Source organism: Maribacter arcticus (assembly GCF_900167935.1).
Classification (GTDB): domain Bacteria; phylum Bacteroidota; class Bacteroidia; order Flavobacteriales; family Flavobacteriaceae; genus Maribacter; species Maribacter arcticus.
Map to the genome: position 1 here is coordinate 1 of NZ_FUYL01000013.1, position 21,816 is coordinate 21,816.

20 protein-coding genes are annotated in these 21,816 nt (G+C 34.6%); all 20 read right to left on the reverse strand.

What is annotated here, in order from left to right; translation table 11 throughout:
• Positions 1–283, reverse strand: a 283-nt coding sequence (locus B5X55_RS17335; protein ID WP_079514258.1) for a transposase, incomplete at its 3' end; no start/stop codon positions are given.
• 254 nt (positions 284–537) lie between these two features.
• Positions 538–1,260 (reverse strand): acetolactate decarboxylase, encoded by a 723-nt coding sequence (locus B5X55_RS17340; protein WP_234999786.1) that lies wholly within the window; start codon positions 1,258–1,260, stop codon positions 538–540.
• A 305-nt stretch (positions 1,261–1,565) separates the two neighbouring features.
• Positions 1,566–1,859: a hypothetical protein gene (locus B5X55_RS17345; RefSeq protein WP_079514260.1), complete on the reverse strand. Its 294-nt coding sequence runs from the start codon at positions 1,857–1,859 to the stop codon at positions 1,566–1,568.
• A gap of 193 nt (positions 1,860–2,052) precedes the next feature.
• Entirely contained in the window at positions 2,053–2,859 is an 807-nt protein-coding gene (locus B5X55_RS17350) for a DUF6090 family protein (protein ID WP_143814535.1), read from the reverse strand.
• 315 nt (positions 2,860–3,174) lie between these two features.
• Positions 3,175–3,822, reverse strand: coding sequence for a DUF2306 domain-containing protein (locus B5X55_RS17355; protein WP_079514264.1), 648 nt, complete (start codon positions 3,820–3,822; stop codon positions 3,175–3,177).
• 292 nt (positions 3,823–4,114) lie between these two features.
• A complete protein-coding gene (locus tag B5X55_RS17360; RefSeq protein ID WP_079514266.1) occupies positions 4,115–6,319 on the reverse strand; it encodes a S9 family peptidase in 2,205 nt (734 codons plus the stop codon).
• A 250-nt stretch (positions 6,320–6,569) separates the two neighbouring features.
• Positions 6,570–7,850 (reverse strand): hypothetical protein, encoded by a 1,281-nt coding sequence (locus tag B5X55_RS17365; RefSeq protein WP_143814536.1) that lies wholly within the window; start codon positions 7,848–7,850, stop codon positions 6,570–6,572.
• Positions 7,851–8,047: 197 nt separating this feature from the next.
• Entirely contained in the window at positions 8,048–10,120 is a 2,073-nt protein-coding gene (locus tag B5X55_RS17370; RefSeq protein WP_079514270.1) for a prolyl oligopeptidase family serine peptidase, read from the reverse strand.
• 209 nt (positions 10,121–10,329) lie between these two features.
• A complete protein-coding gene (locus B5X55_RS17375) occupies positions 10,330–11,436 on the reverse strand; it encodes a ligand-binding sensor domain-containing protein (protein ID WP_079514272.1) in 1,107 nt (368 codons plus the stop codon).
• A gap of 225 nt (positions 11,437–11,661) precedes the next feature.
• Positions 11,662–12,861, reverse strand: coding sequence for a serine hydrolase domain-containing protein (locus B5X55_RS17380; RefSeq protein WP_079514274.1), 1,200 nt, complete (start codon positions 12,859–12,861; stop codon positions 11,662–11,664).
• A 669-nt stretch (positions 12,862–13,530) separates the two neighbouring features.
• Positions 13,531–15,627 (reverse strand): c-type cytochrome, encoded by a 2,097-nt coding sequence (locus tag B5X55_RS17390; protein WP_079514278.1) that lies wholly within the window; start codon positions 15,625–15,627, stop codon positions 13,531–13,533.
• 98 nt (positions 15,628–15,725) lie between these two features.
• Entirely contained in the window at positions 15,726–16,439 is a 714-nt protein-coding gene (locus B5X55_RS17395) for a DUF6090 family protein (RefSeq protein ID WP_079514280.1), read from the reverse strand.
• Positions 16,432–17,172 carry a DUF6090 family protein gene (locus B5X55_RS17400; protein WP_079514282.1) on the reverse strand — a complete coding sequence of 247 codons (741 nt, stop codon included), beginning with the start codon at positions 17,170–17,172 and terminating at the stop codon, positions 16,432–16,434. Before B5X55_RS17400 ends, B5X55_RS17395 begins: the two co-directional genes overlap by 8 nt.
• A gap of 108 nt (positions 17,173–17,280) precedes the next feature.
• Complete coding sequence (locus tag B5X55_RS17405; protein WP_234999787.1) at positions 17,281–17,604, reverse strand: EthD family reductase; 324 nt, start codon at positions 17,602–17,604, stop codon at positions 17,281–17,283.
• 255 nt (positions 17,605–17,859) lie between these two features.
• Complete coding sequence (locus B5X55_RS17410) at positions 17,860–18,792, reverse strand: nuclear transport factor 2 family protein (protein WP_079514284.1); 933 nt, start codon at positions 18,790–18,792, stop codon at positions 17,860–17,862.
• Positions 18,793–19,522: 730 nt separating this feature from the next.
• Positions 19,523–19,837 (reverse strand): HPF/RaiA family ribosome-associated protein, encoded by a 315-nt coding sequence (locus B5X55_RS17415; RefSeq protein WP_079514286.1) that lies wholly within the window; start codon positions 19,835–19,837, stop codon positions 19,523–19,525.
• A 12-nt stretch (positions 19,838–19,849) separates the two neighbouring features.
• Complete coding sequence (locus B5X55_RS17420) at positions 19,850–20,053, reverse strand: hypothetical protein (protein WP_079514288.1); 204 nt, start codon at positions 20,051–20,053, stop codon at positions 19,850–19,852.
• Between the two features lie 68 nt (positions 20,054–20,121).
• A complete protein-coding gene (locus tag B5X55_RS18905) occupies positions 20,122–20,265 on the reverse strand; it encodes a hypothetical protein (protein WP_200811634.1) in 144 nt (47 codons plus the stop codon).
• Positions 20,266–20,563: 298 nt separating this feature from the next.
• The gene (locus B5X55_RS17425; RefSeq protein ID WP_079514290.1) at positions 20,564–20,830 is read right to left on the reverse strand and encodes a DUF5661 family protein; all 267 of its coding nucleotides are present in this window, start codon (positions 20,828–20,830) and stop codon (positions 20,564–20,566) included.
• Positions 20,831–20,920: 90 nt separating this feature from the next.
• On the reverse strand, positions 20,921–21,733 hold the full coding sequence (locus tag B5X55_RS17430; RefSeq protein ID WP_079514292.1) for a crotonase/enoyl-CoA hydratase family protein: 813 nt from the start codon (positions 21,731–21,733) through the stop codon (positions 20,921–20,923).
• Positions 21,734–21,816 lie beyond the last annotated feature (83 nt).

A 21,816-nucleotide genomic window follows, 5' to 3' on the forward strand; every position in this document is an offset into this window, starting at 1 on the left:
CCAGTTTGTCCAAGTCCTTTTTGATAAGAAGGTCCTTAAGTTGTTTAAGCTCTTTTTGCAGGGCTTTGATACGGGAAAGTTCGTCGTCTGTTTGCACTGTTACACGGGTGTTCATTAAATCTTTACGATCATACTTTTTGATCCATACGTTTATAGTACTGGATTGTATCCCGTAAGTTAATGCAATTTGTCTTTTGGAATGGTTTCCTTTGGTAAGTTCTGCTAAGACCTTTAGTTTAAAGCTCTCGCTATAACGTCTTACATATCCATCATTTTTATACATATACTTGAAGTGTTTTGTATACATATTTCAGGACGGGTCAAGCTTGCAGATAACGTTGCGGCTATGGCAAGTAGGGCGGGCAAGGAAACCTTTTGTTTCCGTCTGCGCTAGTAGCCAAAGCTTTTTGTTTTGTGATTATTTTCATTTTTTTAATTGCCAAATCCAAAAGATTTGGCGGACTTAGCAAATATGCCCAAGCATTTAAATTTAGCACTTTATGCCCTATTTGTTATAGCCATTGTTGCCAGCAGTTTTTACTTTTTCGGTAAATACAATTTCATATTCTCAATTTCCAGCTCGTCCAAGTGTCCCATTTTACTTTCGTCTTTAGTTATTAAGTGTAAATGAATATTTGAGTCGTGATGTGTAAAAACTCCTTTGTGTTCCGTTGAGAAGAAACCAATAATCGTTGCTTCTTCATCTTTCAGTTCGTAATTGGTTTGTCCTTTGTGAGCCTCTTTTGGTGATGAAACCTTTTTTCCTTGAGGTAAATTTTGAATATGAATAATTGCTTTTGATATTTTCCCTGTCAGTTTGAAGGCAAAAGGTCTTTTGAAATCAGTCGTCTTTTCATCTACCAATCTTTCAATGTCTTTAATATACTTAATGCTTGAGGCTAATTCTATTTCATTCCATTCAGTTACGTTGGCATACACTAAAAAAGGTGCTGAGACATCAAATCTTTTTTCAACCGTCATAGTTGAGTCAGACGTGACTTTTGAAACATAACTTTGTCCATTATTGATAAGTAGTTCTCCTGTCAGATAACTTTCTGGTCCAAGTCCATAAAGTCCTTTTTTATTAGAAATAGTATCAAGGTTTATACTTCCACTTAATTCTCCTTTCCACATAACATTTTTCATTGCGCCTACAATATTAATGTCTGTATAGGTTTCATTCGAGTTGTTTTTCTTTTGGTCAGAATTGCAACCAAATATTCCGATTGCTATGATTCCAACTATTACTTTTTTTATCATAGACTTCGGTTTTCTCAAATTGGTGGCAACAAAAGAATATAGCAACTGTTAATTATATCTGTAAATATTTAAGAATATAGTTACTAGTAGCTATAGCGTGTTTATATGGTTTTTTGCTTGTTTTAAGCACTTAAATTTAAGAAATAGAATCTCATTAACTATCGAGAGCGCTAGAATTTTCGCAAGTAGGCTTGCACTTGCAATACATTTTATAAGGTGTTACTTGCTGGGTTAAACGTTCATCTGTTACCGCAGCCATTTCTTCTTGTTTTATTTTTACTTGCCTACCAGCGTAAGTTTTGTTGTTAAAAAAGCTTATTCATTTTGAATACCAACATAAAAATGAGCATGGCTATTGTAGCCAATAAATGAAGGCCAAAGCCAATATAATTTATGACTTTTACATAGGTATTATTATGAAAACCTATGATGGAGTAAAGTGCGAATATCAAAAGAATTGCTTCTAGACATAATGCAAATGATTCTCTAAATTCGAAGTTATGCTGTTGTATATTCAGATTTTTGTTGACCCAAAAAATAAGTATACCCATCACAACAATCGCATTTAAATAAGAAATAAAAAGAGTGGTCTTTTCCATTTTATACCCGATGGATATGAATACTAAATGACAAATCAAGATACTAATTAGTGCTACGTTTACGGTGATGTCATTCATAAGGTATACTTAGTGTTTTTTTTAATTGAAGGTAACGTGTTTGTGTATGATTTCGTAGCTGGCGGTAGGAAGCTATACATTTTATACCTTGTTAGCCTTTCGTTTTTTTATGTAATTATTCTTCAAGAACTTCATTAATCTTTTCAGTTAACTTATCGACCGAATTATCGAGGTTTTCTATACTCCCCAATATACGACTCAGTTCAAAAAACCGAAGAACATACATATTTGCATAGGCACGATTATTTTTATAGGCACCCATTTGAACAGGGAAATAGCGGATGTTTCTCTTGAAATCAGGTAGTTTACGGTCTATTTGCTTTTCTGTTTTCTTTAAGTCTACATGTTGTTCTTTGAGCCACATATCTAAAAGACTATGATGGTCTATTGTATAAGGAAGCTCTATATTGTTCCAATAGATTTGAAATGCAGAAATGCTTTTATCTAAATCATTTATTTGGCTTTGATATTCCGAAACGCTTCCTTTTATCGAATCAGATGCGATTTCACTGTACCCGCCAGATGAAACCAATTCGCTTAATGAAGTTGTAGCAACTGAATTAATAGATATTGGGCCAAGATCATTTTGCGAGTGCAGAAAATAAGTCTCTAAATCAGCTATTTCGTAATCTGGATTGCTCAATGAATCGATATGGTGAAGTGAATTACTAATTTGATTTCTAATCGTATTCAGGTTCTTAGTGATGGTCAATTTATTGGCCTTGAGTTCCTCGACCAATGAGTTTAAGTTCTTTGTATTTCTTAGTTCTGTTTTTTGAATCTCATTTGCATTATTTATCTGTAAAGCAATCAAAATTCCTATTACAACTAAAACAATTTCTCCAATTACATAAAGTAGGTATTTGGTGAATTTGTTTTCAGATAACAAGCGTTGCCTTATTCGTCTAAAAAATTTAATCATGCTCTTATATTTTAATTCATTCGCAACAGCTGGCTCCTCACTATCAAAGGTCTGCTAGACCCTTGCTTACGTTCGGCCCTCTAAAGAATTTTATCCTTGGTTTTTTTGTTTTAATGAAGGCTAACAAAAGGATATAGCAACTGTTAATTATATCTGTAAATATTTAAGAATATAGTTACTAGTAGCTATAGCGTGTTTTTATAAGGTTTGTTGCGCTTTTTAAGCTCCTAATTTAGTAAATAGAATCGCGATAGCTATCGAGGCCGCTAGAATTTTCGAAAATTGGCTTGCACGTGAAATACATTTTATAAGGTGTTAGCGACCGGCTTTATTTCGATTTGTTTTTCTTTTAATATTTTTTAATGTTGGAATCCAAATCATAAATATTTCACCACAAATTATTGGTACAAATGAAAAGAAATACTCATTTACAGTTCTGCCAAATGTTGGGTCTTCAATTTGTCCAAATAAAAAGTCCAAAGGAATAATCCCTCCAATTCTTACAGCTACAAATGAAAGTATGCAGATATAACTTCGAACCATAAATTGTTGATGTGCTTTTATATTTCCATTTTTCACGCACCACCAAGCTGAAAAAGTAGTAAAAAGGACCAAAACAGCTAAAATAAAGAGTGAAACTCTACACGGCAAGCAAGAACTTATTAGTGATAGCCTAATCGCCGATAAACCTGCGATAAATGCTCCAATGATGTAAACTTTCCCTGTTAGTCTGTGAAAGTTCAAATATTTGTTTCTAATCCATTTAGAGAATTGTATTGGTCCGGTCAGTAACGCTAATGTTCCGCCTATTAAGTGGGCGCTTACCCAAATCGGGTTGTTAATGTAACTATCACTTCTATATCCAGTAAAATAAACACCTACATTTTCCAGAAAAAAATAAGCTGATAAGCCTATAATTATTGTCCAAGACATCAAGAATAGTAATCGTTCAATTATTTTCATATAGTTACGATGTTTTTTGGCCGCTTGTCGCTAACGTCTGCTCACGAAGTTAAATCTTAGTGTCTTGTTTTATTTTTTCATTATTAAAGCCAAATCCCATCCCGATAATTATCGGGATGGCGGACTTAGTTTAAAGCTCTAAACTTTGGGTTAAACACCAAAACCCGTATTAATTATAGGCATACTACATCTCGAATTGCTACATGGTCTAAAAATTCAATTTCTATTTTTTAGCTGTCATTTGTCAAAAGTTTTTTTTCTTAACTAAGCGCATAACTTTTAAAACCAAAATTTATCTTCCTCCTGGAGGGCAATGCAGTTTTAAGTAATTTGTGTATAAGGTTGACAAATGTTTATATGTTCCTTCTCCTTCTCTAATTCCATGAGTTCTGTTAGGATAAGGCATAAATTGAAATTGCTTATTATATTTTATGAATTCATTAACTAATATTTCTGCATTTTGATAATGGACATTATCATCTCCAGTTCCATGTATATAAAGTAAATTTCCTTCTAGATTTTTTGCATAGGTAACGGGAGAACCTTCAATAAAGTCTTCCATATTTTCTTGAGGTAAGCCCATATAGCGCTCTTGATAAATGTTATCGTAGGTTAGTTGATTTGCAACTGCAGCGAGTGAAATTCCTGTTTTGTAGATATTAGGATATCGAAACATCAAATTCAATGTTGCAGATCCTCCTCCGCTATGTCCCCAAACTGCTACCCGTTCAGAATCCACGAAATTCCACTTCAATATTTCTTTGGCTGCCATAGCCTGATCGTTAATATTAATCACTCCAATTTTTCTGTAAATTGACTTTCTCCATGCGCGTCCTTTTGGAGCAGGAGTGCCTCTGTTATCTAACGAAATGTATATATATCCATCTTCAGCCATATTCCCATTATAATTCCTATTTCTACTCACATTATAGGTGTCTTTTACTGTGGTACCGGCAGGTTCAGAATACACATAAAACACTACTGGGTATTTTTTATTTGGATCAAAATTTGTTGGTTTTACCATCCATCCGTCCATTTCAATATTGTCTGAAGTGGTGATGGTAAAGAACTCTGTTGTTGGTTTTTCTTCTAGCCTTTTAATGTTTTTAAGAATACTTTCTTCTTCGGTTAAAGCTTTGTGATTGGCAACGCTAATAAACTCTTTAGAATAGGGGGTAAAATGATTTGAAAAGGTATGTTCTGCATACGTACCGTTTGAAGAAAAAGAATAATCATGGCTTCCTTTTAAACTTTCTGGACTTAGCAACTCGTTTTTCCCTTTTCCATTTAATTTCGTTTTATATAAATATTTTTGCGTGGCATTATCTGGAGAAGCTAGATAATACACAAAACCTTCTTTAGAATTAATGTGCTTCAAATCGATCACATCGTATTCACCTTTGGTAATGAGTACCTCTGGCTTTCCTTCTAAGGAAACTTGGTATAAGTGCCTCCATCCATCTTTTTCAGAAGCCCAAAGAATGCTTTTGTTTTCATTTAAAAAATTAAAATTATTGGTATAATCAATTGCATAAGAATTACCTAGTTGAAATAAATCTACCCAAGCTTCATCTGATTCTTCATAAATACTTTTTGTGGTTCCTTTTAACGCCTCTGCAATGTATAATTTGCTTTGGTTTTGTTTTCTGTTTAATTGTTGTATTAAAAGGTTGTTGGTACTTGGAATAAATTCCATTCTTACCAAATAATTTTGTGAAACATCTCCAGGAACATCCATCCAAGTTGTTTTGGCATCGGAAATAGTTACAACGCCCACTTTACAAGCAGATGGAGTTTCACCTACTTTTGGGTATTCTAAGGGTACTAATTGAGAATAAATAGAGTCAGTATTGTTGATCATATAAAACTTCTTGATATCGCTTGCATCGATTTGCCAATAGGCAATAGACTTGCTATCTGGGCTCCAACGAAATCCATCTCTACAAGCAAATTCCTCCTCGTAAGCCCAATCAAAAGTTCCATTTATTAAGGAAACGGTACCATTGGTCGTTAAGGGCTTAATGTTGCCACTTGCATCCTCTTCCGCATATATATTGTTATTAGAAACATACGCTATGGTATTTCCGTCAGGAGAAAACTTTGCAAACATGAGAGATGATGGAGGAAGGCTTTTACCAATTTGCCTTAGCGTATTTGTTTTAAAGTTAAATACCCAATAATCTCCTTTGGTATTGAGTCTCCAAACTTTTTTAGTATTGGTAAATAATAGCACTTTTTGTTGGTCTGAAGAAAATGAAAAATGGTCAACATTTAAAGGTTCTGATGTATCTGCTGGAGTAAGTTGCTCTTTGGTTATGACTGTTTTTGTATCGTGGTTGGGTAGGGTATAGGTGAGCAATTGGTTTTTTTCTAATTTATAATAAGAACGCCCATCGTTGGTCCAATTTACTTGTGCTTCTCCATTAAAATTAAAAAAGAAAAAACAAATAAACACGAGAATTTTAAAGATGTTTAAGGACTTTTTTACGTTTTTCATCTGTTGATACTTATGGATTATTATTGTTTTTTAAAATTTATTTCAAATGCAAATCATTCATTCTTTTTAGGCATAATGAAGGCTAACGTTTATGTGTAAGAATACTCGCGTGTGAAAGCAACTAACTTACTAAAAATGGAACGAACCAGAGGAAAATCTGCAGGATTTTTTGAGTAGGCAAGAACCAAGCAATTATTTTTACACGGTGCTAGCCTTTCGTTATTTATTTATTTTTTCAATTCCTTTTTTCTTAATTAAATTGAATTGATCTGACATAAATAGTTTTTCCTTCACCGCCTAAAAAAACAAAGGCGAGCGGTGTTTTTATGATTTTCTTATCTGCCGTTTCAAATTTCTCCAAAGGCACTTCATAGTTTTCCCAGACATTGCTTAATGTAATATCAACTCTTGATTCTGTGCCATCAGGAAGATCATACTTATCTTTTATCGCTAAAGCGAACTGCTCACCACCAATGGCCCCCTTCATTTCAAGGATTACCTTTTTGTATTTTGTAAAATCCATTTCAGTTACGCGATTATTCAATGCGTTAATAGTAAAATAAGGGGAGCCCCAGTCAAACGTATTTTCAGGATAGGTCAAAATCATAGCGTCATTCTCGAATGTTATACTATCAAAAAACTTGCTACTTGATTGTGCATATATTACTCCAAAATCTGAAGGTATTTTGCCATTGACTAAAAGATTTAAGACATCAACTTCTGCATAGGAATAGAAAGTACCACTAAAATCTATTTTGGTCTGTTCATCAAAATTCACCTCTCCTTTTTCGACCATTTCAATGTATTTTTCTCCAAGAATAATTTGCTGATCGTATAAATCAACCATATCTAATTCTTCAAAGCTTTTAGCAAATAGTGCTATCGTATAGTCATCGTTTAAAACATCTAAAAACTGCTCTTTAATATCACCTGATTCCATATATTCCCAGGGTCTCTTAAAAAGTGTACCGTCTTCATTTCTGAATTTATAGGACCATGTTTGAAAATCAGTTTTCAATGTCTGATTATAATCTTCCTCCTGTTGGTGTAAACGTTCGGCTGACGAATAAAACGAATTAAGTAACAATTCAATATCTGTACCTTGAAGTTTACTTAGATAAATTGAATTTTTTAACGCGTCGAAAGCACTAAGGTTGGGTTGGTAATAAATGATATTATTTAACTCACCAAAGGTATTGGCTATAAAAGCGTAATCATTAAAAACTAATACTTCTTTTTGAGAATCAAAATAGGTCTTGAAAATAGAATCTGCCCGAATGCCAATATTTTCTCTTCCCGTTCGGATTAATTTTAAATATCTGATATCAGATTGAATAGCACTGGAAATACTTTTCTTAAGCCCATCGAGTTCTGTTGCCTGAATACGCTCCTGATTCCAATTATTGATTTGCAGTGCAATTAAAATTCCAATAACCACAAGAATAATTTCTCCAATGGCATATCTCATGTATTTTAATGGTCTGTTATCATCTGCCATTTTCTTACGTATTTTTCTAAAGAATGGAATCATATGATTTATTTTGTTTTTAATGAAGGCTAACGTTTAGTGTAAGCATAGCATCAGAATTTTACCCACAAACTTTTCAGTTAAAAACCAACCTTTTTTATATTTCCTTAAGTTCATTTAAGGGATTAAACTGCTATTATTTTTTACACATTGTTAGCAGTAGTTTATAGATTGGATTAATACAGTCAGTACTATTTATATTACTTCAACTTCATCAACAAATAAGAAAACGTCAAAGCGCCCGATTTTGCACTTTGCTCATTTGTAGAAGAGCCTGCATGACCTCCTTCGGTATTTTCATAATAATAAGTTTTATAACCCATGTCATTCATTTTAGCAACCATTTTTCGCGCATGGCCAGGATGAACTCTATCATCAAGAGTAGAAGTGCCAAAGTATACTTCTGGATAGTCCATTCCTTTTTTAAGATTATGATAGGGTGAATATTTTTTAATGTATTCCCATTCTTCAGGGATATCAGGATCACCGAATTCGCCCATCCAGCTAGCACCCGCCAAAAGTTTGTTATAGCGTTGCATGTCTAACAATGGCACTTGAGAAACTACCGCATTGTATAAATCTGGTCGTTGTGTAAAAGCCACCCCTACCAACAAACCGCCATTACTTCCTCCCATAATACCTAAATGCCTTGGTGTGGTTACTTTTTTGGTAATTAGATCTTCAGATACGGCATATAAATCGTCAAAAACATTTTGTCGTTTTTCCTTTATTCCATCTTGATGCCATTTAGGGCCATACTCACCACCACCACGGATATTTGCCAATACAAAAACGCCGCCTTTATCTAGCCAAGACACCCCAAATGTTGCCGCGTAAAATGGCTGTGAGGAAATTTCAAAGCCTCCATACGCATATACTAAGGTTGGGTTGGTTCCATCATTTTTTATGTCTTTTGCAGCTACCATAAAATACGGTACCATGGTGCCATCTTTTGATTTCGCTTTGTATTGGGTTACTTCATATCTACTCGCATCAAAAAATGCTGGTAATGATTTGTGGGCTTTGAACGTGTTGTCACCTGCATCAGCTGAATACAAGGTAGATGGCGTAATAAAGTTTTGAAAATCAAAAAAATACTGATCTGATAAGTCGTCGGTGCCAACAATGGAAATTCTTCCAAAATCTGGTGCATTCACTTTTTCACTGCTCCATGTTCCCTTGCTAAACGAATACGTATGTAATTCACTAATTACATTGGTCAAGAGACCAATAAGTAGTTTATTTTTGGTTGTGGAAACTTGAGAAATACTAGAAAATTCATCGGGTTCTATGATGACTTGAATTTCCTTATTTCCTTTTAATAACTCTCTAAAATTGAGGCTTAAAAGTGTACCGGTATTGTAGGTGTTGGTTTGTACAGTCCAATCTGATTTCAATTGAACAATCAGTTGATTATTCAAAACTCCCGTTAAACTAGCATCATCAGGAATGTCTAATTTGATGATTTCATTATTCATCCAAACCAAGTTTTCGCTAGAAAATGTCGTTAAAGCTCTTGAAATTAATGTAAATGTTTCTGAACCATCAAGTAAAACACCACCCCAAGCACCCACATCGGAAGTTTCCCCTTCGTAAATTAGCTGTGCATCGTTTAAAGAAGTTCCTCGTTTCCATAATTTTACTTGTCTAGGATACCCCGAAGTAGTCATGGTGCCCTCTCCAAAATCGGAAGTAACAATCAGCGTATTTTCATCTATATAACTGGCAGACCCCTTTGATTCTTCTATTAAAAATCCATTTTCTATAAATTGCTTTGTAGTTACATCGAACTCTTTAACAACTACTGCATCACCGCCACCTTTGGATAGATCAATTAAAAAACGATTGTAATTTGGATATAGCCCGCTGCTTCCTTTGTACACCCATTTAATGTCATCTTCTTCTGAAAGTTTATCTATATCAAGTAGTGTTTCCCAATTTGGATTTCCCTTTCTGTAGTCATCTACAGTACTTCTTCTCCAAATACCTCTTACATGGTCTTTATCTTTCCAGAAATTGTATACATAGTTTCCTCGAATAGATGGATATGCAATTCTCTCGTCGGAATTATATATGGCTAAACTTTTATCATAAATATTTTGATACTCTTTTTCGGCACTCAATTCTGCAATAGTAGTTTTGTTTTGAGCATTTACAAACTCCAATGCTTTTTGTCCATCAACTTCTTCTAGCCATAGATATTTGTCTTCCTGAGCTTGAGTACTTAGGACTATTCCGAATAATGCTAAGAGCAATAAAGTGTATTTTTTCATGATTTAGTTGGTTTTTTATTTTGTGACTGGTTATTAACTATCTGTTATTTTTTTTGCATTACTACTACCGTTTAGTATATGAAAAGTAGGCGATTTTCAAGGACTAAACTTGCGGTTAAACACAAATTCTGAAACGAGCCCAAAGCCTTGATTTTACTAATATTTCATCTATTTTTTATATATATTGTTGTGCGTTCGTATTGTTGTTTTTAAAATTGTTTGTCAAATGATTTGCCATTAAACTTGAATATATTTCCATCTGCCATTCCAAACCACAATTCGCCATTTTTATCTTCATAAATTGATTGAGCGAAATCATTTGTTAGTCCATCTTTCTCTGTATAATTAAACATGGTTTTACCATCATATTTCCAAACTCCAGCATCTCTATCTCCAAACCAAATATTTCCTTGACTATCTTCTGCGATTGTGAAAACGTGTTCAAGTGTACCTGGTTGCGATTTATCTCCCTTTCCTGAACTTGCAGGATGTATTAAGTTATTCTTTTTAGAAAAATTGATTATTGAATCACCTTCTTTTAGTAATACGCCAATTCCATTATTACCAATCCAAAGTCTGCCATTAGAGTCTTCGAGAAGGCTTCTTATATGTAGAGGTTCGGTATTTCTATCTAATCGTAAGGTTTCATCATTGATGATTGTAAAATCACTTCCATTATAGCCAAAAATACCTGCATAAGTTCCAAACCAAATCATATTGTTTTTTCCTTTTGAAATACTGGTCACAGCAAATAAATTATCATAAAGGTTAAGGACTTTATGGGAAGGGAAGGCTAAATAATTTAATTTTTGACCATCATATCTAAAGACCCCTTCTTTAATTCCAGCCTCAAACCAAAGGTCATTCTCCGATTTCATCCATTCACCTTGCAAAGGTTCATTACTCTGAATTGGGAAAATATTTTGTGAAGTTTCTATGTTTGTTTTGGTGTGATTCTTTATACTTGTTCCATCGTAACTGCTCACTCCCTTTTGAGTATTAAACCAAATAACGTCTTCTTTGTCTTCTTGTATGGTGTGGATTTGGTTGTCAGTCAGCCCGTCATTATTAGTAAAGTAAATGAATGACTTGCCGTTATAAACTGCAACTCCTTCTTGAAGACTTCCAAACCAATAATTTCCTTTGCTATCTTGAATGATAGAGCGAATTCCTGAAGTAAATTTTAGGGTGTCGGTGTTTGAATTACGTATAAATTCAGGTTTGTTAATCTCTTTTTCGGTTGATTTATTTTCAACGCAAGAAAAGTTCAGAGTTAATATGAATATCAGGTAAATCAAGTTTATTATTTTATTCATTTTGAGTTTTTCTCATAGGACGCACAACGTTTATGTATAAGAAAATTAGCGCTGAAAATATGCGTTAACTTTTCGGATGATACACAAGCCGAATTTTTAAATTTACTAATTATTTTGTTTTTTGGAATTTGTCAAATTAAAAAATTTGGCGAACTTGGTTAAAAGCACTAAACTTTGGGTTAAGCACAAAACCCGTATTAATTATAGCCATTGTTACCAGCTGGCTTATAATTTAGTTTCATATTCTTCTAATTTTTTCCAAATGTCTATAAATTCCTTTATTCCTTCTTTTTTAAGGTCGGTATTCACAATCAAAAGTTTTCCGATTTTAGTTTCAGAATTGAAAAACATATGTGTTGCAACTCCTGGGTCTCCTCCTGTATGGCCTATTTGTCCTTTGGCAGAGATTCCCATAAAAACACCCATATTATATTCATCATTATAGACACTTTCATTTCTTTCTTTAAAATTTTTATCTGTCAAATACGGTTTAAACAACTTTTTATAGCTTTCGTTAGTTAGGATTTTTCCATTACTACTATAGCCAGCAATTAGTTCAATTAAGTATTTCCCTAAATCAGTAGATGATGTAATTAAACCGCCATCAGGATAATTAGCCAATTGATAAAAAGCTAATTCAGTTTCATTGTTTAGATATAGTTTAGAATGTTTTGAAAAATCTACTTCAGTAAAAGACCAACCAGTATCAAACATTTCTAAAGGTTTAAGAATATATTCATTGGTGAATTTGTTGAATGATTGATTTGTAGCTTTTTCTATTATTAAGGCGGCTAATCCTGCGGCAACATTTGAATACTCAAATATTGCTCCGGGTTTTATCTTTAAAAAATTATTTTTCTTGTACCATTTTTCATCTTGACTTAGAATATTCTTTAAAAATTCATCCAGAACCATTTTTTCACTAGGTGAACGAAAATTTCTATTTACTTTAGCTTCCTTATTCTCTGCTTCTTTTAAAATATATCCATTCTTCTCATATCTAGAAGGATCTTTAATACTAGATGTGTGAGTTGCCAATTGTCGTATTGTAATTTGTTCATTAGGGAAATGTGGATTACTTACATCGAATGGTAAGTATTTGTTTATAGGGTCTTCTAAGTTAAGTTTTCCAAGTTCCTGAGCTTTAAGTAATGCAATGCCAATAAAAGTTTTGGAAATGGAAGCAATGTTTTGAATTGTATTATTAGTGTATTTCTTGTTTGCTTTAATATTAGAGTACCCAAACCCTTTTTCATATAGAACACCATCTTGATTTACAATAGCCACAGAGAATCCATTAATATATTCTCTTGCGTATATTTTTTCAAGTTCTTGAGTCAATTTTATTGAGGTAGAGTCATTTGTCTGACAATAAATTGTGCTAACAAGAATATTTAAGATTAATGTTATAATTATTTTTTTCATTTCTATATAAGGATTGTCTTGCTTGCTGGTAACAATTGTGTATAGTAACAAGTACGTATATTCCCCAATAGTAAGGAGTATAGGTAATCGTACTTAAATCAATTGTTAAAATTAACAAGGCTAAAGTGGTAGGGGGAGTATTCTTTGCTTGGTCTACTGCAATATACATAAGTTTGTTGTACAGCGACTTACGGATGTTCTAAAATTGAACGAACACTCTTTTAGTTAGGAAAATGGAGAGGGGGTTTTAGGTGCAGTGGGAGTTGGTGACACACGAGTTCTCGATACAAATTTTCTCATACTTCGTAAATTCACTCGAAGTGACAGCATAGCAATAAGAAATGGGCTAACAAAACCGTATGGTCAGTTCGAGTGGTTTTAGGCTGAGAGCAACGAAGATCTAAAATTGTATCGAGAACCGTTTGGTACACGCATGCTTCTCGATACAAATTTTCTCATACTTCGTAAATTCACTCGAAGTGACAGCATAGCAATAAGAAATGGGCTAACAAAAACGTATGGTCAGTTCGAGTGGTTTTAGATAGCGGTTTTTATTGTATCAATGGCTCCTTTTACAGCACGATCTATAGTGTCTGCTTGATGGGTAATAGCCATGGGTTTTCTTTAAAATTAGCTTTGTGTTGTTTGTTGCTCGTTACTTGCGAACCCTTACTGCCCATAATTAACCGGATAGCCTAATTGCCCCCAAACCAATATGCCTTCATCTATGATGGCGGTGTTTTTATATCCTAATCTTCTCAACGTACTCACCACACGGCCCGAAGCTGCATGCGGACAAGCGCAATACGCAACGATCCAAGTGCCATCATTAGGCAGGTCGTCTACAAATGCTTCTGGCTCTTCGTAATATGGTACAGGTACTGATCCTGGAATGTGGGTTTGTCGCCAGGCCACTTCTGATCGTGCATCTAAAATTATCATTCGAGCACTGTCTTGCAGCGCCTGATACACTTCTTTTGCAGGAACATAAAGTCCTTTTCGTAAATTAAATTTTGGTGCTTTTTTGGTAGGATTCAATATGTATTTATCGGGCGTTGGTACACTAATGGTGTCCGTACTTGGTATATTCCAACCTGAGGCACGCGTTCTTAAAAAGGCTGTCAGCCCATTAATTTCATCATCAATAAGAGAGTCTTTGAAGGCTATCATTGGTGTACCATCTCGCCCCTCTTTAATGGCATATTTTAAGAATTCATCTGTTGCTGTGGCTAAAAACATAGAATTGCCTAGGGCAGGTGCCGAGACACCTTCGCCATCTGCACCATGACAGACAGCACACGTATTTGCATAGATCTCAGCGCCCACAGCAACATCGCCGGTAACAGGTTCTCTTGAGAGTTCAATAGGTTCTTCTACGCCGCTTTGGTCATATAGCCATTGCAATAATAGTTCAATTTCAATGTATTCTAAGGGGCCACCTTGTGTATTTAAATACCCTCCCATGGCTGTGCCCTCTCTACCGTAATGCACTGTATATCTTTGAAAATTAGTGGTCCACGAAGTTGCCATTAATGAATGAGAGCGAAGCGATGGTGCATTATCTGCCGCGTAGCCTTCTCTATTTTTACCATGACATAAGGCGCAATATTTTTGATACATTCCCGCAGCATTACTGCTAGCGGTACTATCTAGTTTAGCGCCTATTTTATATTGATCTGCCAGTAGCGCCTGTTCTTTTGGTTCATTTATAAACTCTATTTGAACGCCATAAGCAAATTGACGAGGTACTGTGATTGTATGTACTAGGGTATCGCGTAAAAGCGCCTCTGCGGGTAAACGCTGATTTAGATAATGGTAGGTAGAATCAATATTTTTCACATCGAAACGTATGGCATATACTCCAGATTCACGTTCTGCTATAAACTTTGACATATCATCATTACTGGCTTGAGGGGTGCTTAGCACCAATTCTTGATGTCCTTTTATTTTGAAACGGGCTGTTTTTTCTGATGTATTAGGGTTTGAGGCCATAAGCCCCATGTTTTCAATATCCTTGCGGGCAGTATCGAGATCCTTTACGGCTACCTGAATAGCATTGATGCCTACAACACCATTTGGGTGGTTAGTATAACTTCTGAAATAGGCATAATAGGTCTTCCAGTCCTTATGCATTCTTTCATAATCGATAGTGGCGTCTTCTAAAAACTGGGGTAGGTAGGTAGCATTTGCATTTTGAAAATCTAAACTACGTTCTTGTAATCCGCCATCATCTCTTGACCATCCTTTAACCGGCTCGGTTGACGTACGGTACGCTTGAATAGAATCCATTTTAAATCCTTTCTCATTCAGCCATAAAGCGGTAGTGTCGACAGAAGAGCTGGATAAGTAATACTTCTGTATACCTTCATGATTAGCCAAGAATGACGTGATAAAAGCAGGCGGGGCATCTGTAATTAAAGAATCTTCAACAGAAAGAAAATCTAATTTTGAAGCATCTGGAAAGTTGATGCTAGTAACTAAAGTTCCATCAAAAAAACCTTTTTCAAACTTCGCGGTTTCAGCCATTTTAAACCCGAGGGTATCAGCATAAAAATCTCGCGTGCGATTTAAATCGTTAACCATAAGCGTTGCCGCATGAAGGCCATGCCCTATACCCAATAGAGAATAATTCTTTTCTATAGCTTCAGTTTCATTATTAGCACAAGATGTTGAAACAAGAATAGCCAGTATAGCTATTGTCTTTAATAAGGCTGATGTATATCTTTTTTCAGCGGTTGCATTTAAGCATTTGAGTAATGAGAGCATATAGGAATGATTGGTTGGTTAGATATTCAGTGAGACTAATTGAGGGTCAGTTGCAATAGTCTTTAATTGGTATAAAAAAATACTTTGTGAGCCTTTCGTTAATCATCTAATTCATCTTTAATGAGTTGAAGAACTCTTTGGTTCTCCTTGATAAATTCGCTCTCTATCTCAATCAGGGTATTCCTTCCTTCCATATACGCCCTCATCCAACCCAAGTAGTAATCGTCCTTATAAAGTTGATCCATGTTAATAGGCACCAAGCTCTCACGTTTATAGATGAATAACGGTACATGATGATCAATAAACGGCACATACGGAGCATTTACCTGGGTATATTCGGTAAACCATATCGGCAATGTGGATTCAAAAAAATCAACGACCTCCCTACTTGTGGGTTTGTCTATAATGATGCCGTAACCCATGTTCTTGTATTGCTCATACCCGGATTGGGACAGGCTCAAAATCGTTTTTGGTACTCGCGCCATGTGAAAGTGTTTAGCCAGACTATCAGCAAAGGGTTGTTGATGATCCAAAACATTAAGAACAATTCGAGATGACGTGTTAAACTTAAAAAGGCTTTCTATATCAGATTCAAGGGCTTCTATATTGAGTTCAAAGTTTTCCGCGAGGTTTACCAAAACCTCCTTTTCTTTCACTCGATCCTTGCTCCACTCATTCCAATTATTAATCTGCAAAGCAATTAAAATTCCGATTACAACAAGTACAATCTCTCCTATGGCATATAGGAAATATTTACTGAACTTGTTTTCAGTTAGTAATCTTTGTCTAATTTTTCTAAACAATTTAATCATTGGTATGTGATTCAACTTGTTTAATAATGGTTTCGAGTTTCTTTAGCTCTATTAAGTATCTATCTATTCGATACATAAAATCATCGATTAAATTTTCGTAAACCAAATCATCAAAAATAGCTTGTTTGTTCTTTTTGAATTTACTGGGTTCTTTCCAATTTAAATTTCCATATTGGTCTAAATCTTTGAAAACATAGTTTTGGGTCAAGTATGGTGTAAGGTCGCTGACCAGTTTTCGATTACAGTCTAAGTAGCGTTCTTCGGCTACGTTTAATACACGGGTCCAGTCAAATAGGGTATTCTTTAAAGAATCACTTTGAATAATATCTAGTTTGCCAGATGATAAGAGTTCTTGCAATACATTCTCTGATGGGCTATATCTATCAAATTCTAAACTATTAAAAATTAGGCTATCGATATTTTGTGTACTCAAAAATAAGTCGTCTTTAGCAAATAGTTCCATTAATGAATAATTGGCCTCATAACAATTAGAAACCGTATGGATAAGCTGTTTTATACTAGCTTGATTTGCTTTGTTTTCTTGTGCTAGATTTTTTAGAACGCCCTGCTCTAGTTTTATTTCTTTTTGGTTTTCGTTCCAATTATTAATCTGAAGCGCTATCAAAATCCCAATAACAACAAGTACAATCTCTCCTATGGCATATAGGAAATATTTACTGAACTTGTTTTCAGTTAGTAATCTTTGTCTAATTTTTCTAAAGAATTTTATCATTGGTTAGCGGTTAGTCCCAATAGCTATCGGGTGAATCACAACGGTTTATATAAGTGGTCGTTTTAATGCCACTTATACATTGTTGTGGGTTGTTTTTTTCTAACTTTTTCAAATCATTACTTCACTGATTTGAACAACAGGTTCAATATTTGTGAAATTAGGAAGATCTCCCATGATTTTTTCCGCATTCGGACCAAATGAACTCTGAAATGAATCCATGGAAGCAAAATATAAATTTCCCATTGCTGCATAAGCCGCGGTTGACCCAGGTTCACCTCCACCAAGTCCTTTTTCAACGGTTGCAGCCTTTACAGAATCCCCTAATAATTCACCAACCATTCGTACATGTTGGTTACAATAATAATCCATATCAAAATTTTTGCCTTCTCCGTTAGGATACAAAACGCTTACTTTAATCATACCTTTTTCCATAATAGTTTGTTTTAAATTTATTTACTCATTTGGTATTTCAGTAACACTCCATTTTTTTAATGGTTTCTGAATATATAATGCTCTTTTTACTATTTTTAAGTATATCATTTTTGAATTACCCAAAACGGTTAGTATAAGAATAGTAGCCAACTGTGGAACTCAAATCTTTAAATTTTGATAAAGTTGAATCGGGCTACAACCTCTGAATTTACTACTGTATCGGCTATTATTTTCATACATTGTTAGCGGCAGTTTTTAATTGGTAGATCCAAATTCAAGTTGTCTTTTGTATTCATCGGATGAGAAGTGACCCTTTGAATCTTTGATCAAATTTCCTTCACTCATGGTCCAAGTTTCATATCCATTGATATTCACTTTATGACCTTTTCCGTTAGGGTCTGCATCTGTTCCCGTCAAAGTCCAGTGAAATTCTACTCCATTGGTCTTATGTACCAAGCTATCAAAACTCACATTCATGTCAGGGAATTGTGTCATAAAACTTTGGGCGACATCCGAAATAGCATTTCTCCCTAGAGCAGGATCTCCGTCATTTACTTGTAACGCTCCACCTTCTTCAAAAAACATAGCAACAAACTCTGGTCGCTTACTGCCCCAGACCTGGGCATAGGTGTGTGCAAATAGATTCAGATTAAATTTTCTTTCTTCTTCCGGCAATGGATGAACCGTCCATGCTATGCTCTGAAGTTTCCAATCGTCTTTTTCTTTGATCATTAACAGGTTGTTTACTTCTCTACTTTTTGGGACGCCAAATTGAGAAACAAAGGTCTCTGCTTTTACCATCGCCAAGCGGTCTTCAGAAACATAGATATCAAATCCTTCGGCTATTTCTGCAATAGGTTTTGGATTCTTATTTTCTACTATTTTGCGCAAATACTCTTTAATAGTTAGCTCTTTATTCATCCAAGCGCCATCTTGTAAATAGGTCAATCCTATGGTAGCGTTATTTGTGGCCAAATCACCTAGTTCTCGTGCGTTTTTGTTTCCAACAGCTATCAATATTTTCTCTAGTACAGCTGTGATATCTTCGTCTTCATTTGATTCGGGATGTATTGTTTTGGATGTAGTTTTATCACTTATTTGTGTTTTATCTTGATTGAATTGACAACTCACAATTAGGATAGACATTAAAAACATTGATAAAATGAGAAATCTTGAATTTTTACTCATAATTTGTTCGATTTATTGCCGCTAACAATTGTATATAGTAACAAGTACGTATTTTACCCAATAGCAAGGAGTATAGGTAATCGTACTTATATCTATTTTAAAATTAACAAGGCTAAAGTGGTAGGGGGAGTATACTTTTCTTAGTCTACTGCAAGATAAAGAAGTTTGAGGTTCAGTGTATTATGGCTTACAATAAAGTTGTTAGAAAAAACTAATTCTTAAGTTAAGAAATTGGAGAGGGTGTTCAGGTGTTGTGGGAGATGGTGACATACGAGTTCTCGATACATTTTTTAGAACCGCTTCGCTTATCTAAAAAACATTCGAATTGACAACCTGACTTTAAACAAAAGGCTAACAAGAGTTGAACAAAGAACGTATGGCCAGTTCGAGTGTTTTCTGCAAGAAAATGTATCGAGAACAGGTTTGGAACACGTTAGCTTCTCGATACAAATTTTCTTGTACTTCGTAAATTTTCTCGAAGTGACAATAGTACTTAAATTGAAAAGGTTAACAAGAGCTGAATGTAAAACGCATTGTCTGTTAGCGTATTTTTTTCTTGAAGTGAAACGAAAGAAAAAAGCGTATCGAGAACCTTTGGTACACGTATGCTTCTCGATACGCTCTTCCACGGCGGGCATTTAGGTTTTGCAGGTAGGCGGTAAAATGAAAATCTTAAAAGATTTTCATACGTAAGCTTGCACTAGCACTTCATTTTATAGGGTGTTAAGTTTTAGTGGTTTTGAATTTTCCCAAGAATACTTTCTATAGCGGTTTTTATTTTATCAATAGCACCTTTTACAGCACTTTCCATAGTGTCTGCTTGATTAGTAATAGCAATGGGATTTCGGCCCTCTAATCTAGCTTCTAGAAGACACGAGATATCATTAAAGCCGTCTTTGCTTCCATTCTCATCTTTCAAATGAACCTCTACTCTAGTAATATGAGCGTCGAACCTTTGTAATGCCTCTGCAATTTGGGAAGAAAAAAAATCGGCACTTCTTTGTTCGCCGTTTAGGTTTTTATCTGTATTTATTTGTATTGTCATATGTGTCGTTTTTTAATGCTTATTTGAATAGGTTTCTAAAATATTATTTAGAGAATCTAAATACGCTTTTAGTGCTTTGTTATTTACTTCTTTTTCCGTTTTTAACGGGAAGTTTCTTGGTATTTCATTTATGTATTTGACCAGTTCTGGATGTTCCTCTTGAATTTTTAGGGTTGTCAATCGGATATTTTCATTAAGGTCATTTTGAGATTCCATTTTCTATGATTTTTAATCCCTTTTATGTTTTGTCAAAGAGATTGTTATTTCTCTTTTTTTAGCAATTATTATTTTTCGTTTTGTTGTTTTTTTATGGTTGGCTTATCAATGTTATACTCTTTGTTTAGTTGGTTGATATTGCCAGTCGGATTTGTTGGATTAGTTTGTTCTTTTGTTCTTTTGAATTTCTTTCTATCATTAATTATTCCCATGTTTGTTGTTTTAATTGTTCATTCATAGTATACAGCTTTAATACTTGAACTTTACCAATACTATCTTAAAATCAATAACTTATACTAAAATGGCTTCACTATTAACGACACCGTTGAGGTTAAGTTCAGCGCCTATTTTTTTATCACGAAATTGGTGAGGGTATTTTTAGGTGTTGTGGGAGATGGTGATAAACAAGTTCTCGATACTAATTTACTTGTACCTCGTAAATTCACTCGTAGTGATTATATGTTAGAACTAGCGATAGAGTATATACGGTTTTGGGCAATCGTTTTTGTCTTATTTTTTAGATTTCCAATACGCATCAGCTTCCTTCTCCATCTTTTCTAATCTTGTATAGTAGTCTGGGAATTCTTTAAGATGCGCCCAAGCAATCTTTCCTGTCAAGCTTTTGTCATTGTTTGTAACATTGGTTTCAGGATATCTTGTTCCATGCTCAAATTCAACATTTAAACCCATTGTGAATTCTTCAAGGTTGATTTCATTCCAGTCAATGCCAAGGTCTGTACCGATTTGTTTCGCATCTGCTAAATTTAATTTTTCCATATTTTTAATTTTTTAAAATGTTGCCCAACGTTGTTGTGGCGAGTTTTTATAGAGATCAATAAATTAACTAAATCAAGAAATGACGTTCTATTAATCTTTATACCGAGGTGCACGCTTTTCCATTGTGGCTTTGAATGCTTCTGTAAGATCTTCTGAAATGAGCATGGCGGCATTCCAAGTAGACATATAGTTAAGCGCATCATCAACAGAATGGTCTCTCGTATATAGCAATACTTCCTTAGTTCCTCGAATAGACAATGGAGATTTAGAAGCAATGGTTGTGGCTTTTTCCATAATGCCTTCCATTAATGCCTCTCTCGAAGCATAACATTGATTTACAAGTCCAATAATTTTCGCTTCATTTCCAAATACTTGCCTTCCAGTATATGCCATTTCGGCTGCCATACCTGGTGATATTATTTTTGGAAGACGTTGCAAGGTTCCGATATCAGCTACCATTCCTAAGTCAATTTCCTTAATAGTAAAATAGGCATCTTCGCTACAGTAACGCATATCGCAAGCAGAAACAATATCTACACCGCCACCAATACATCCTTGATGAATGGCAGCAAGTACTGGTTTAGAACAATTTTCGATGGCACTGATTGCCTTTTGCAATGTTTTTACCAAACCTCTAATCTTTTCACTTCGCCTTCCAGAACAGGAAATTTCTTGAAGTTTGGCAACAGACATTAATAACTCCAAATCAATTCCAGCGCAAAAATGCTTTCCTTCACCTTTAAGCACAATAACCCTAACTTCATTAGTAGTAGAAAGCGTATCAAAAATATTTTGCATTTCTATCCATGCTTCCATGTGAAGCGCATTTGATTTTTCTGGTCTATTGAATGCAACCTGTGCGATTTTATTATCGATGTCAACTTTAAAATAATTGTACTTCATAATTCGGTTTTTAATTCACTACAACAATAGTGTAAAGTAATACATACGTATAGCCCCCAATATCAAGGAATATAGTTAGTAGT